The 13,704-nt window shown below is 70.4% G+C and carries 11 protein-coding genes and 1 pseudogene; 4 read left to right on the top strand and 8 right to left on the bottom strand.

All coding sequences use genetic code 11. The features are described from left to right. Nucleotides 1-48 precede the first annotated feature (48 nt). From ACFYOY_RS34100 to ACFYOY_RS34090, 3 genes are read right to left on the bottom strand one after another with little or no spacing between them, the layout of a single operon-like run. Nucleotides 49-966, bottom strand: a complete 918-nt coding sequence (locus ACFYOY_RS34100; RefSeq protein ID WP_119993222.1) for a carbohydrate ABC transporter permease — start codon at nucleotides 964-966, stop codon at nucleotides 49-51. Then, nucleotides 963-1,877 (bottom strand): sugar ABC transporter permease, encoded by a 915-nt coding sequence (locus tag ACFYOY_RS34095; RefSeq protein ID WP_351894072.1) that lies wholly within the window; start codon nucleotides 1,875-1,877, stop codon nucleotides 963-965. Before ACFYOY_RS34095 ends, ACFYOY_RS34100 begins: the two co-directional genes overlap by 4 nt. Nucleotides 1,878-1,889: 12 nt before the next feature. Beyond that, nucleotides 1,890-3,173 (bottom strand): ABC transporter substrate-binding protein, encoded by a 1,284-nt coding sequence (locus ACFYOY_RS34090; RefSeq protein ID WP_351894069.1) that lies wholly within the window; start codon nucleotides 3,171-3,173, stop codon nucleotides 1,890-1,892. A gap of 214 nt (nucleotides 3,174-3,387) precedes the next feature. On the opposite strand from ACFYOY_RS34090, the gene ACFYOY_RS34085 reads away from it, so the two are divergent. Continuing rightward, entirely contained in the window at nucleotides 3,388-5,445 is a 2,058-nt protein-coding gene (locus ACFYOY_RS34085; protein ID WP_388591352.1) for an NPCBM/NEW2 domain-containing protein, read from the top strand. Between the two features lie 47 nt (nucleotides 5,446-5,492). Here the strand turns inward: ACFYOY_RS34085 and ACFYOY_RS34080 are convergent. Continuing rightward, nucleotides 5,493-6,463: pseudogene (locus ACFYOY_RS34080) on the bottom strand (serine/threonine-protein kinase). Nucleotides 6,464-6,577: 114 nt separating this feature from the next. Beyond that, nucleotides 6,578-7,555, bottom strand: a complete 978-nt coding sequence (locus ACFYOY_RS34075) for an ROK family protein (RefSeq protein WP_388591350.1) — start codon at nucleotides 7,553-7,555, stop codon at nucleotides 6,578-6,580. 145 nt (nucleotides 7,556-7,700) lie between these two features. Here ACFYOY_RS34075 and ACFYOY_RS34070 point away from each other — a divergent pair, with 145 nt between their 5' ends. Beyond that, nucleotides 7,701-8,762, top strand: a complete 1,062-nt coding sequence (locus ACFYOY_RS34070; protein WP_351894059.1) for a LacI family DNA-binding transcriptional regulator — start codon at nucleotides 7,701-7,703, stop codon at nucleotides 8,760-8,762. A gap of 164 nt (nucleotides 8,763-8,926) precedes the next feature. After that, nucleotides 8,927-9,373: a hypothetical protein gene (locus ACFYOY_RS34065; RefSeq protein WP_351894056.1), complete on the top strand. Its 447-nt coding sequence runs from the start codon at nucleotides 8,927-8,929 to the stop codon at nucleotides 9,371-9,373. Nucleotides 9,374-9,396: 23 nt separating this feature from the next. Here the strand turns inward: ACFYOY_RS34065 and ACFYOY_RS34060 are convergent, their stop codons facing one another. Continuing rightward, nucleotides 9,397-9,780, bottom strand: a complete 384-nt coding sequence (locus ACFYOY_RS34060; RefSeq protein WP_137969848.1) for an SHOCT domain-containing protein — start codon at nucleotides 9,778-9,780, stop codon at nucleotides 9,397-9,399. A 136-nt stretch (nucleotides 9,781-9,916) separates the two neighbouring features. On the opposite strand from ACFYOY_RS34060, the gene ACFYOY_RS34055 reads away from it, so the two are divergent. Further along, entirely contained in the window at nucleotides 9,917-10,585 is a 669-nt protein-coding gene (locus tag ACFYOY_RS34055) for a GAP family protein (RefSeq protein ID WP_351894051.1), read from the top strand. Nucleotides 10,586-10,649: 64 nt separating this feature from the next. Here the strand turns inward: ACFYOY_RS34055 and ACFYOY_RS34050 are convergent, their stop codons facing one another. Both ACFYOY_RS34050 and ACFYOY_RS34045 read right to left on the bottom strand, forming a co-directional pair. Beyond that, nucleotides 10,650-11,861, bottom strand: a complete 1,212-nt coding sequence (locus ACFYOY_RS34050) for a hypothetical protein (protein ID WP_351894048.1) — start codon at nucleotides 11,859-11,861, stop codon at nucleotides 10,650-10,652. A gap of 277 nt (nucleotides 11,862-12,138) precedes the next feature. Further along, nucleotides 12,139-13,428 (bottom strand): DUF6986 family protein, encoded by a 1,290-nt coding sequence (locus ACFYOY_RS34045; RefSeq protein WP_351894044.1) that lies wholly within the window; start codon nucleotides 13,426-13,428, stop codon nucleotides 12,139-12,141. Nucleotides 13,429-13,704 lie beyond the last annotated feature (276 nt).

Here is a 13,704-nt window from a genome sequence, read left to right as displayed (position 1 = left end):
TCACCGCGGCCACATGGACCACGGTGACCCCTGCCGTATCAGCCCTTATCAGCCCTTGCTGGCGCCGAGGGTGAGTCCGGCGATGAAGTGGCGCTGCAACAGCAGGAAGACCAGCACCGTGGGCAGCGCCACGATCACCGAACCCGCCGCGAGCAGGTTGTAGTCGGTGAAGAACTGGCCGCGCAGATTGTTGAGCGCGGAGGTGATGGGCAGCTTGTCACCGTCGGAGATGAAGACGAGCGCCCACAGGAAGTCGTTGTACATCCAGGTGAATTGCAATGTGGCGAGCGCGGCGAGGGCCGGCCGGCACAGCGGAAGGGTGATGTTCCAGTACTGCGTCCACACCCCCGCGCCATCCACCCGCGCCGCTTCCGTGATCTCCTCGGGAAGGGTGCGCATGAAGTTGGCGAGGACGAAGACGCAGAAACCCACCTGGAAGGCGACCTGGACGGCGAGCACGGCCCAGTAGGAGTCGTACATCGTCATCGAGTCCGACATCCAGTAGGGCAGATTGATCTTAGTGAAGAGCACATAGAGCGGGGTGACGATGACCTGCTGCGGCAGCAGATTGCCCGCCGTGAACACCATCAGCAGCACGAGCCCGCCGCGCATTCTCAGCCGGGTCACACAGAAGGCGACGAACGAGGCGAGAAACAGCGTCAGCAGCACTCCGGGCACGGCGATGATGAGCGAGTTGATGAAGTACTTGCCCATTCCGGAGTCGTTGAACGCCTGCGCGTAGTAGTCGAACGACAGATGGCGCGGCAGCGAGAAATAGCCGTATTTGGCGGTCTCTTCGTAGGGCCGCAGCGAGGCGTAGATGGCGAGCAGCAGCGGGGCGAGAAAGGCGAGCGACACGGTCATCAGGAACGCGTGCAGCCCGAGCCGTCCACGGCTCACCCGGCGCTTGCCGGTGCCGGTCACCGGCGCCACGGTCCGTACGGGGGCGGTCCGGGTGATGGTCATCCCTTCTTCCCCCCTCGTAGCTCCTGCACCAAATAGGTCACGATGAATCCCATGGACACGGTCAGCAGAACGACGGCGATCGCGGAGCCGAAGCCGATCCGGCTGGCCTCGCCGATGATGTTGTCGGTGACCAGCACCGAGAGCAGTTCGAGCCCGTTACGGCCATGGTTGATGGCGTAGACGATGTCGAACGCGCGCAATGCCTCGATCACGGTGATGACGCCGACGATGACATTGACCGGCCGCAGAGTGGGCAGCACGACCCGGAAGAAGGTCTGGGTCTCGCTGGCGCCGTCGATCGCGGCCGCTTCCTTGAGCGAGGGGTCGACGGATTTGAGCCCGGCCAGATAGAGAATCATCACATACCCGGTGTGCCGCCAGGCGGCCGCCAGCAGCACCATCCAGATATTGAGCTCCGGGTCTCCCAGCCAGTCCACCGGGTTGTCCTTGTTGGCCAGAATCGCGTTCAGCGCGCCCTGGTCACGGGAGAAGATCAGCTGCGCGATGAAGCCGACGATGGCGAGGGAGAGCACCACCGGCATATAGAGGGTGGACTGGTAGAACCGGCTGAACCGGACGCCTTTGTCCAGCAGTACGGCCAGCAGCAGCCCGAAGGGGGTCGCGACAAGGCCGAGGAAGGCCACCCAGAGCAGATTGTTGCGGACGGCGGGCCAGAACGGCGGATAGTCGGTGAAGAGGGTCTTGTAGTTGTCGATGCCGACCCATTGGATATCGCCGATCCCGTCCCAGTTGGTGAAGGACAGACCGATGGAGGCGAGGGTCGGGCCCCAGATCAGGGCCAGGTCGAGCAGGATGGGTATGCCCAGCAGCACGCCGATAACGGCGAGGTCGCGGGAGGTGAACCTCCGGGGACCCCGCCGTTTGGCACGCCGCGCGTTGATGAGCGGCACGGCGCGAATCTCCTAGTTGCCGGCGAAGATGGTCTTCTTCTGGGACTCGATGTCCTTGGTCAGGGAGTCGATGTCATCCGGCTTGTTGATGAACTGCTGAATGGCCCGGATCATCACCTGGGACGCGAAGTCCGGCCGGGTGTCACGGTCCATGAACTGGGATATCTGTTTGGCGTTCGAGACGAGGTCGACGGCCTTCTTCTGCAGCGCGTTGTACGAGGAGGTGGACGCGCCGTCGTTGACGGCGATGTTGTTGGGGTCGCGCTTCAGGTAGATCTCCTCGGCGGCAGGTGTGGCAAGGTACTTCAGCAGCTCCTTGCCCTCCTTCTGCCGCTTGGACTTCTTCGCCAGCAGAAAGCCGTCGATCGGCGCCTCGACCGCGTCCTGCCCATAGGCGGAGTCGATCTCGGGGAAGGCGAAGAAGTCGAGATCGTCGCGGTCGGCTTCGGAGAACTGCTGTCCGGGGTGGGGCAGTCCGAAGACCGCCATACCGGACTTCTTCTGCGCCAGGCTCTGGGCGGCCTCCTGCCAGGTCCGTCCGTTGCCGCCCTTCTGGTGGTACGGCATCAGCCCGCGCCACAGATCGAAGACGTTCTTGACCCGGGGATCGGTCCAGGACTCCTTGCCGCCCATCAGGGAGATATGGAAGTCGTAGCCGTTGGCCCGCATATTGAGATAGTCGAAGGTCCCCATGGCGGGCCAGCCGTCCTTGTCGCCGAAGGCGATGGCGTCGAGGCCGTCCTTGTCCATGCGCTTGGCGAGCGCCCGGAACTCGTCGAAGGTCTTCGGGACCTCATAGCCGCGCTGGGCGAAGACGCTCTTCCGGTAGAAGACCGCCCAGGGGTAGTAGTAGTACGGCACGAGGTACTGCTTGCCGTCCTTGCCGCTGGACTGCGCCTTGAGCGCGTCGGAGAAGCCGTCGAAACCCTTCCACAGATCGCTGATCTCGGCGAGCTGCCCCTGCTCGGCGAAGAACTGCATGCGGTACCCGGCGAACCACATGAAGACGTCGTCGGGGGTGCCCTTCAGATAGCGGTTGATGCCTTCCTGAAAGGCTTCGTGGTTGACGGTGTTGACCTTGACCTTCTTGTCCGACTTCTTCTCGTACGCGTTGAAGACCTCGGCGAACGCCTTCCGGGGCACGGCGTCGGAGGCGTTGGAGCCGATCTTCACTTCGTTGCCCGGACCACCGCAGGCGGTCAGCAGCGTCGGCAGGGCGACCGCGCCGGCTCCGGCCGCGGTACCTCGTAGCAGCGCACGGCGGGAGATCCGATGTCCTGACAATGACGGTGCCATGTGCCCCTCCACAGAGGTCCAATCAAACACAATCGAACGCGAGTGAGGGGATCTCACCCGGCACTCAGGCGAATCGTCAAGGGTTTTGACGAGATATCGAACAACTGTTATCGCATCTCTTCCAACAGACTCCAACAGGGTCTACCGTAAACGCTCGCATGTGAACGCAGTCATGACACTGCGTCACCCCCGTTGAGAACGGAGGACCCGCACCGTGCGCCACCGCTGTTTTCGACCCTCGAAGCGAAGAGTCATCGGAGCACTGAGCGCCGGCCTGCTGGCCACGGCCGGCCTGGCCCTGCCGGCCGTCGCCCAGCCGTCGCACCCCGCCGAGGTCACCACACCGGCCTCCGCCTCGGGCGCCGCGCCCGGTGACGGGCTCGCCCTCACCCCTCCGATGGGCTTCAACAACTGGAACTCCACCCATTGCCGCGCCGAGTTCAACGAGGCGATGGTCAAGGGCATCGCCGATATCTTCGTGGCGAAGGGGCTGAAGGACGCCGGATACCAGTACGTCAACCTCGACGACTGCTGGGCGCTGCCGCAGCGCGACGCGGACGGCAAGCTGGTCCCCGACCCCGTCCGCTTTCCGAACGGCATCAAGGCCGTCGCCGACTATGTCCACTCCAAGGGGCTGAAGATCGGCATCTACACCAGCGCGGGCACCAAGACCTGCAACACCGCCGGTTTCCCCGGGGCGCTCGGCCATGAGAAGTCCGACGCCCAGCAGTTCGCCGACTGGGGCATCGACTACCTCAAGTACGACAACTGCAATAACCAGGGTGTCGACGCCAAGCAGCGCTATCGCGACATGCGCGACGCGCTGAAGGCCGCGTCCGAGTCCACCGGCCACCCCATCGTCTACAGCATCTGCGAATGGGGCGAGAACAAGCCATGGGAGTGGGCCGGCGAATTCGGCCAGTTGTGGCGGACCACGGGCGACATCAGCGACAGCTGGGGCAGCATGCTGTCGATCGCCAAGCAGAACCTGCCGCTCGCGCAGTACGCCGGACCCGGCCGCTGGAACGACCCCGACATGCTGGAGGTCGGCAACGGCGGGATGACGGACACCGAGTACCGCAGCCACTTCTCGCTGTGGTCGATCATGGCCGCGCCGCTGCTGATCGGCACCGATCTGCGCAAGGCCGGCGCCGAGACCTATGAGATCCTCGGCAATCGCGAGGTCATCGGCGTCGATCAGGACCCGCTCGGCAAGCAGGGCACCGTGGTCTCCTCCGAGGGCGGGCGCTGGGTCATCGCCAAGGAGATGGCGGACGGCAGCCGCGCCGTCGCGCTGTTCAACGAGACCGACCGGCCGCAGCACATCGCCACCACGGCGACCGGGGTCGGGCTGCCCCAGGAGACCGCGTACCGGCTGCGCGACCTGTGGTCGCACAGGGACTACAACACCGCCGGAGCCATCTCGGCCACCGTCCCGGCCCATGGCACCGTGCTCTACCGGGTCTCGGCCGACGCGCGCTGGGCCTCCTACCCGCCCGTCGCCGAACTCGGCATCGACGGCACCGCGCTGACCGAGGCCGGGGCCACCGCCCAGGTCGTCACCACGGTCACCGACCTCGGCCGCACCCCGGCCCATCAGGTCTCGGTCCGCCTCACCGGCCCCGACGGCTGGCGGATCAAGGCCACCTCCCCGACCCGGGCCGCCTCGCTGCCCACCGGCTCGAAGCTGGCCACCCGCTGGCAGGTCACCGCGCCCGCCGGGGCCACGCCCGGTGCGTACGATCTGACGGTCGGCGCCGACTACCGCTCACCGAAGGGCGCCAAGGCCGCCGCGCGGCTGGTCTCGGCGGTCCATGTGGTGGTCGCGCCGCCCTCCGGCAGCTCGTACGCGAGCGATCTGCCCTGGCTGAGCGCGCTCAACGGCTGGGGTCCGGTGGAGAAGGACACCAGCGTCGGCGAGAGCGCGGCGGGTGACGGCCATCCGCTCACCCTCGGCGGCACCACGTACGACAAGGGCCTGGGCGTGCACGCGCCCAGCGAGGTCACCTACTACACCGGGGGCCGGTGCTCGCGCTTCACCGCACAGGTCGGCGTGGACGACGAGGAGGGCACCGAGGGCACGGTCGCCTTCGAGGTCTGGGCGGACGACACCAAGGTGGCGTCGTCCAAGACGCTGACCAACGCCGATCCGGCCACCGCCCTTGACGCCGCCATCGGCGACGCGGACACGGTCCGGCTCGTCGTCACCGACGGCGGGGACGGGGTCACCAGCGACCACGGGGACTGGGCCGACGCGTCCTTCAGCTGCTGAGACCTCTTCACCCCACGGAGATGCGCCCCTTCCGCGGCCGCCCGGGCTCAGCACTCGGGCAGCCCGGGGAGGGGCCCGTCGTTGTTCCCGCCCTTGACGTAGACGACGCTCACACAGACATCGCGATGGCCGTTGTCGTCGTCGGTCCTGGCCCACCACACGTTCGACCACTTGCCGTAGGTCTCCCGGCGGCCCAGGTTCTCCTGGCAGAAGAAGTAGTTCACGCCGTGCTCGAGGGCGCCGACCGGCTCACCGCCATGGGAGTACGAGGTCGCGTCCCGCCACACCTCGCAGTCGTACCTCCGCCGCCGCTGCCGTGGCAGACCGGCGCGGCCCGACGGTGCGGACGGAGGTCGCACGCCCTGCGGCGTCCGCCCGGCGGCCACATCCGCCGGCATCCGGCGCGCCTCGGCGGCGGACGGTCGCCCCCGCGGATCCTTGTCCATCAGCGCCTGCAACACCGGCGCCAGCGGCCCGGCCAGCCGTCGCTCGGGCAGCGGCTCGGTGACGATCGCGGTGAGCGTCGACCATACGGAGGCGCGGCGGAACGGCGACGGGCCCTCCACCGCGGTCCAGCAGCACATTGCCGGGCTTCACATCCCGGTGCAGCACCCCGGCTCATGGGCCGCGCCGAGCGCGTCCGCGACCTCGGCGCCGACCCCGCGGCCTCCCGGGGGTCGATGGTGCCCCGCTCGTCGATCACATCGTCGAGCGAGGGCCCGTCGATCAGCTCCATGACGATGAGCGGCAGCCCGTCCTCCTCGGCCACATCGTGGACCGTGATCACCCCGGGGTGCCGGATCCGGGCCGCCGCCCGCGCCTCCCGCTGCATCCGGGTGCGCAGATCGGCCAGTTCGGCGCTGGACGCGTCGGTATGGGCGCGCAGCACCTTGACCGCGACCTCCCGGCCGAGCACCGCGTCCACGGTCCTGCAGACCACGCCCATGCCGCCCCGGCCGAGCCGGCCCGTCACCCGGTACCGCCCGCCCAGGAGCCTGCCGGACAGATCGCCGCCCATGTCCACCGGTGGCCACCGCTCCGCTCCCCCTCGCGCTGTCCTCGGCCCCGCCTGGCCGCTGCCGGGCTCAGGGCTCGGGGCGAACAGCTTAGGGGGAGACGGTGACAGCGGGGCTTATTCGCCGGTCGGATGCGTGCCCGCCGCCGGGCCGAACCCCTCCAGCCGTGCCTCCTGCGCGGCCGCGGCGGCCGCGCCCACCAGCCCCGCGTCGGTGCCCATCTGCGCCGGGACGACCTCCAGTCCCTTGACGAACGACAGGGTCGCGTAGTCGCGCAGGGCGCGCCGCAGGGGCGTGAAGAGCACGTCCCCGGCGCCCGCCACCCCGCCGCCGATGACCGCCACCTCGATCTCGACGAGCGCGGCGGTCGCGGCGATCCCGGCGGCCAGGGCCTGGGCGGCCCGTTCGAAGGAGGCCCGCGCGACCGGGTCGCCGTCCCGCGCCGAGGCGGCGACGGCCTGGGCGCTGGTGTCGCCGTCCGGACCCGGGCGCCAGCCCCCGTCCAGGGCGCGGCGGGCGATGTTCGGGCCGCTGGCGATCCGCTCCACGCAGCCGCGTCCGCCACAGGGGCACAGGTCGCCGTTGAGGTCCACGCTGATGTGGCCGATGTGCCCGGCGTTGCCGGTCGGGCCCGGGTGCAGCAGGCCGCCCAGGACCAGCCCGCCGCCCACGCCGGTGGAGACCACCATGCACAGCGCGCTCTTACGGCCGCGCGCCGCGCCCTGCCAGTGCTCGGCGGCCGTCATCGCCGGCCCGTCGCCGACCAGCGACAGCGGCAGTGCGCCGGTGGTCTCCCGGACCCCGGCGACCAGCGGGAAGTCACGCCAGCCGGGGATGTTGACGGGGCTGACGGTGCCCACGGAGGCGTCCACCGGGCCCGCGCTGCCGATGCCGACGGCGGCGACGCGTGACCAGTGCGCGGTGGCCGTGAGCTCCTCGAGCACCGCGGTGACCTGCCGCATGACCGTCGCGCCGTCTTCCTGGGCACGGGTGGCGCGGCGGGCTCGTACGACCAGCTTTCCGCTCCCGTCCACCAGAGCGCCCGCGATCTTGGTCCCGCCGATGTCCAGTGCGGCGATGAGGTCACGTGGCATAGGTGTCGACTCTCCTGGTGGGCATGCTGGTGGGCATGGGCGTGTTCGCTGTGCGACAACAGTCTTCCCGCCGCTGACAACGTTGTCCAGGGGCTATGCTCGTCACTCCCTCCCCCACGACGACCAGCGACGGGACGAGCGCACTGTGACCGACACCGCCCCGAGCACCGCCACACGCCGTTACGGCACCCGGCCCACTATGAAGGATGTCGCCGCACGGGCCGGGGTCGGCCTCAAAACCGTCTCCAGAGTGGTCAACGGCGAACCGGGCGTCACCCCCGACACCGAGCGCCGCGTCCAGGAGGCCATCACCGCACTCGGCTTCCGCCGCAACGACAGCGCCCGCATTCTGCGCAAGGGCCGAACGGCGAGCATCGGACTGGTCCTGGAGGATCTGGCCGATCCCTTCTACGGTCCGCTGAGCCGCGCCGTCGAGGAGGTCGCCCGGGCCCATGGCGCGCTGCTGATCAACGGGTCCAGCGCGGAGGACCCCGAGCGCGAGCAGGAGTTGGTGCTCGCCCTGTGCGCGCGCCGGGTCGACGGCCTCGTCATCATCCCGGCCGGTCATGACCACCGCTATCTGGCCCCCGAGATGGCGGCCGGGGTCGCCACCGTCTTCGTCGACCGGCCCGCGGGCCGTGTCGACGCCGACGCCGTCCTCTCCGACAGCTTCGGCGGTTCCCGCGACGCCGTCGCCCATCTGATCGCCCACGGCCACCGCCGGATCGGCTTCCTCGGCGACCTGCCGGGCATCCACACCGCCGCCGAGCGGCTGCGCGGCTATCACGCGGCGATGAGCGAGGCCGGGCTGCCGGTCCATGACGCCTGGGTCTCGCCCGGCCCCACCGGTCCGGAGCGGGTCCGGGCCGCGGCCACCGCGATGCTGAACGCCGCCGAGCCGGTCACCGCGCTCTTCGCGGGCAACAACCGGGTCACGGTCACGGTCGTACGGGTCCTGGCCGAGCGCCCCGCGCCCGCCGCGCCGGTGGCCCTCGTCGGCTTCGACGACTTCGAGCTCGCCGATCTGCTCTCCCCCGGGATCACCGTCATAGCCCAGGACTCGGCCCAGCTCGGCCGCACCGCCGCCGATCTGCTCTTCCGCCGCCTCGACGGCGCGGGCGGGGACCCCCAGCGGGTCGTCCTGCCGACCCGGCTGATCCCGCGCGGCTCGGGCGAACTCCCCCCGCCCGCGACGTCCACCTCCTGACCGGCCTTACCCGAACGGCCGCGCTTCCCCGCGCGCTTCGGCCGTTCCACGGCGCGTTTCCCAGAACGCCTGAACGGCCCCGCTCCGGTTGCCCCGGCCCCCCGCCGCCCCGAGGGTGGATGCGGAGGGCCCGGGACCCCGGCCGGCGGAACGAGGGAGACGCGATGCGCCGAACGCGGACGATCTGCGCGGTGAGCCTCATGGCCGCGCTGGCGCCGGCCGCCGTCGGCTGCTCGGACGACGGGGGCACCCCGTCGTCCCAAGTGTCCCGGGCCTCCGCCGCCATCGCCTCCGCGAGGACGTCGGCCCAGGCCGAGCTGGACAAGATCAAGGGCGGCTCCCAGGCCAAGCGCGAGGTGAAGGCCGGCCGGGTGACCCGCAACGGCGCGGGCCGGGCCGTGGCACCGCTGACCGTCACCAACGGGGGCAAGCACCCGGCCAACTACGCCATTGAGGTCAACTTCCGCAACGCGAGCGGGGATTTGGTCGACGCCGTCGTCCTGCACCTGTCCAAGGTGCCCCCGCACCGGCCCACCAAGGCCACCGCCCGCAGCCACCGCAAGCTCACCGGCCGCATCACGGCACAGGTGGGCACCGCGGTGCGGTACTGATCACCGCGGTGCCGGTGGTTTGTTCAAGCGGCCAGGACCTTGGCCTTGGCCCGCTCGTACTCCTCGGGCGTGAGGTCGCCGTGGTTCTTGAGTTCCACGAGGTGCTCGAGCTCCTCCGCCCGGCCGGTGGTGGCGGTCGTGCGCATGAACTCCCGGAAGTCCTTCTCCGCCTGCTCGGCACGCTTCATCTCGCGCATGCCCATCCCCCGCCCCCGTGCCACCAGGTACACGAAGACCCCGAGGAAGGGCAGCAGGAGGGCGAAGACGGTCCAGCCCGCCTTGGCCCAGCCGCTCAGCGAGTCGTCACGGAAGAGGTCGGTGAAGACACGGAACAGAAGCGCCAGCCAGAGGATCCAGAGAAAGACCCACATCGTGGTCAGGAAAACATTCAGCAGTGGGTAGTCCATCGTCAGCCTCCCGTCGGCCACGCCCGGCGCGGGCGTGAGCGCCCCGCCGGGCCCACGCCTTCAGCTTACGGCGCCACGGTCGGCGCAGCGCCGGATGCCGTGGCGGCGGGCCGTGCGTAGAAATGGGAGTCGGAGGGTGATCGGGCGACGCGGGCTGGAAGGGCAGGCGGCCGTGGATCTCCAGATTCTCCCCCTGGCCGTCACCATGATGGCCGGACCTCAGATCGTGGCCGCGGTCATCCTGGTGACCACCGCGCGGCCGGTGCGGGTGTCCCTGGCGTTTCTGCTCGGGGTGGCGGTCGCGACCGCTGCGGGGGCCGCTCTCGCCCGGGGGCTGTGCGGGCTGCTGGGGCAGGCGCTCTCGCCGGGCAGCCCGGCCCATCGGGGATCGGCCGCCTCGGTCGTACAGCTGGTGCTAGTGGGGCTGTTGGTACTGGTCGCCGTCAAGAACATGGTGAAGCGGCGGACGGTCGAGCCGCCGAAGTGGCTGGGCACGCTGATGGAAGCCGGTCCCCGTAAGGCGCTCACGACCGGCTTGCTGATCATCCTGCTCATGCCGTCCGACATCGTGGTCATGCTGACCGTAGGGGCGAATCTGGAGCAGCACCAGGCGGGGTTGGCGGCGGCGCTGCCGTTCATCGCCGCCACCGTACTGATCGCGGCGCTGCCGCTGCTGGTCTACCTCCTCCTCGGCGACCGGGCGCGACGCGCGATGCCCCGGCTCCGGGAGTGGCTCGCGACCCGTAGCTGGGTGGTCAATGTCGTCGCATGCCTGATCTTCATCGTGCTCATCCTGACTCCCTGACGGGCTTGACCCCCTGACGGGCTTGACCCCCTGACGGGCTTGGCCCCCTGACGGCCTGTCGCCCCTAACGGCCCCTGCCGTGCGCCCCCGTGCGGCCCGTGGCGGCCAGGAGGGCGATCACCGCGAGGGCGGCCAGGAGGATCAGCACCAGGAAGAGCACCGTCAGCACGGTGGGGTGGTTCCACAGGGCGAACACCGCGACCGGCACCAGCAGGGCCGCCGTCGTCAGTCCCCGCCGGTGGTCCGCGGTCCAGATGCCCGCCCGGCCGGTACGCATCCCGTGGGCGGCGCCCCAGCGGGCCGCGCTGTCGGCGAGGACCTCGGCCGTGCCGCGTACCGTGCTCGGCAGACGCCCCGGGCCGACCAGATAGGCGCCGAGCGCGACCACGACGCCGAGCACCAGCACGGTGAGCACGGTGACCCGCAGAAAGCGCACCACCGTGTCGAAGAGGACCGCGGCGGCCTCCCTGGACAGCACGCTCACCGGCACATGGTCGAGGTAGTAGCGACGGCCCACCGCAAGAACCAGTGCCAGGGCGAGGGAGGCGAGTGCGGCGCCCAGGGCCGCGCGGGCGAGCGCCCGGCGGCGCCGGTGGGCGAGCAGCACTCCGGTGCCGCCGAGCGTCACCGTCAGCGCGGGCAGCCAGTTGCCCGCCAGGTCGAGGAGGCGTGCCGAGCGTCGGATGGTGTCGAGCCGGTCGGAGTGGAAGAGGACGAGCCGCTGATGGATGTCGGGGATGCCGGTCACCGCGGGGAGCCCGGCGTCCACCAGTTGCTGTCGGACCCGCTCCACGGCGGCGCCGACGTTGAGGGTGACGGTGTGGCCCTCGACGCCGACCGGCCCGCCGCCCTTGCCGGTGAGGGCTCCCACGACGGCGGTGTGGGCGGCCCGGTTGGCGCCGGTCCACACAGCGGGGAACTGCTCACTGCGCACGATATGGGCCGCCACCTTCCGCACCGCCTGGTCCAGGGCCGAGTCCAGCTGCGGGGCCAGCCCCTCGATGGTGTCGGCGGCCCGTTCCGGAAGACCGTGGGCGCGCAGCCAGGAGGCGATGTCGGCGGTGACCTCCCGGCTGTTGTGGCGGATGTCGACGGCCTCGCTGACCTGGTCCACGGCGGTGTCCTGGATCGCCGGGTCCTTCGCCAGCGGGGCGACCGTCGCCACGTAGCGGTCGGTGTCCAGGACGATGTCGTGGACCCACACCGTCAGCACGGACACCGGTACGAGCAGGCAACCGAGCAGGATCAGCAGGGCCGACACGGCGCTTCTGGCCATGAACCCATCTCCCGCCTTCCCCGGCGGGGCCGCATCCCGGGTGACACGTGCGGGTGAGCGGATATGGCCAAGCGGATCAGCGGGCCCGGCGCACCGGGTGCAACTGTGGGCTCCGGCGCGGCGGTCCCCAGCGGACCGGCGGGCTCAGTCGGGTCTACGGCTCCTGCAAGTCGACACGTGTCCACCGATCTGAGGGCTCCAACAGACCCGCAGGCTCCGGCAGATCAGCAGGCTCCCGCCGATCTGGCGGGCTCCGGCGAACCCGCGACTGCCGAGGTCAGGATGCGGCCGGGGCCCGGCCCGCCAGCGCGTCGAGTTCGGCGCGGCCCAGGCCGGTCAGCCGCTCGACCTCGGCGCCGTCGAGGGCTCCGCAGTCCAGCCCGCGCACCAGATGGCCGCTGAGCGCCTTGGCGGTGGCCGGTTCGTCGGCGATGCCGGTGCCTGTGGCCGTACGGTCCACATACGCGGCGAGCCGCTCCGCCGCGGCCTTAAGGCCCTCGCGGTAGAACGCGTAGACGGCGGCGTAGCGGGTGGGGAGGTGGCCGGGGTGCATGTCCCAGCCCTGGTAGTACGCGCGCGCCAAGGACCGCCGGACCAGGCGGTGGTGGAGCCGCCAGGCGTCGTGGACCCGCTCGGTGCGGCCGACGGGCAGGACGTTGGTCGAGCCGTCGGAGAGCCGTACGCCGGTGCCGGCAGCGGCGACCTGCATGACGGCCTTGGCGTGGTCGGCGACGGGGTGGTCCATGGACTGGTGGGCGGCGCCGACCCCACAGGAGGCGCTGTAGTCGAAGGTGCCGTAGTGCAGTCCGGTGGCGCGCCCCTCGGCGGCGTCGATCATCCGGGCGACGGTGGCCCGGCCGTCGGGGCCGAGGATGGCCTGGGTGGTCTCGATCTGGATCTCGAAGCCGATGCGACCCGGGGCGAGCCCGCGCGCCTTCTCGAACTCCTCGCACAGCCGGACCATCGCGGTGACCTGCTCCGCGTACGTCACCTTGGGGAGGGTGAGCACCAGGCCATCCGGCAGTCCGCCGGCCGCCATCAGCCCGGTGAGGAAGATGTCGAGGGTGCGGATGCCCCGGTCGCGTACGGCGGCCTCCATGCACTTCATGCGGATGCCCGCATAGGGCGGTGCGCTGCCCTCCGCGCAGGCGGCCGCGAGGAGCGAGGCGGCGCGGGCGGCCGCGGCGTCCTCCTCGGCGTCGGGGCGCGGGCCGTAGCCGTCCTCGAAGTCGATGCGCAGATCCTCCACCGGCTCGCGCTCCAGCTTGGCCCGCACCCGGGTGTGGACGGGCTCGGCGAGGTCGTCGGGGAGGCCGAGGACGGCGGCGAAGGAGTCGGCGTCGGGGGCGTGCTGGTCGAGGGCGGCCAGCGCCTGGTCGCCCCAATCGCGCACGGTGGTGACGGTAAGGAGGTCGGCGGGCACATAGACGGTGTGGATAGGCTGGCGGGTGCCGGGGTCGCCGGGGTAGCGGCGGGCGAGTTCGGCGTCGACGGCGGCGAGGGAGTCGGCGATGGACGCCCGTACGGCACCCGGCAGGCTGGTCGGCACGGTCTCCTGAGGCTTCATGTCTGCTCCTCCGCCCTTCCCACCGCGCCCAGCTTGTTTCCACGTTACGGAAACGATGATCCGTAGCGCGAAGTTATCCGGGCGCTCGACGGCGGGTCAACACCCCCTTCGGCAGACGCGAGGCCCCGTACGCGCGTCGCGTACGGGGCCTCGCGGAATGCCCTGCGGGGATCGCGAAGGATCAGCCCTTGCGGGTCTTGACCTCCTCGGTCAGCTGCGGGACGACCTCGAAGAGGTCACCGACCACGCCGTAGTCGACCAGATCGAAGATCGGAG

This window comes from Streptomyces sp. NPDC007875 (assembly GCF_042868035.1).
GTDB lineage: Bacteria > Actinomycetota > Actinomycetes > Streptomycetales > Streptomycetaceae > Streptomyces > Streptomyces antimycoticus.
This window is presented reverse-complemented; position numbering and strand designations above follow the sequence as displayed.

Bases quoted from the DNA above. Each gene is read 5' to 3' on its own strand.
- ACFYOY_RS34100 (WP_119993222.1), bottom strand. From the start codon at position 966: ATGACCATCACCCGGACCGCCCCCGTACGGACCGTGGCGCCGGTGACC.
- ACFYOY_RS34090 (WP_351894069.1), bottom strand. From the start codon at position 3,173: ATGGCACCGTCATTGTCAGGACATCGGATCTCCCGCCGTGCGCTGCTA.
- ACFYOY_RS34075 (WP_388591350.1), bottom strand. From the start codon at position 7,555: ATGCCACGTGACCTCATCGCCGCACTGGACATCGGCGGGACCAAGATC.
- ACFYOY_RS34065 (WP_351894056.1), top strand. From the start codon at position 8,927: ATGCGCCGAACGCGGACGATCTGCGCGGTGAGCCTCATGGCCGCGCTG.
- ACFYOY_RS34060 (WP_137969848.1), bottom strand. From the start codon at position 9,780: ATGGACTACCCACTGCTGAATGTTTTCCTGACCACGATGTGGGTCTTT.
- ACFYOY_RS34050 (WP_351894048.1), bottom strand. From the start codon at position 11,861: ATGGCCAGAAGCGCCGTGTCGGCCCTGCTGATCCTGCTCGGTTGCCTG.
- ACFYOY_RS34045 (WP_351894044.1), bottom strand. From the start codon at position 13,428: ATGAAGCCTCAGGAGACCGTGCCGACCAGCCTGCCGGGTGCCGTACGG.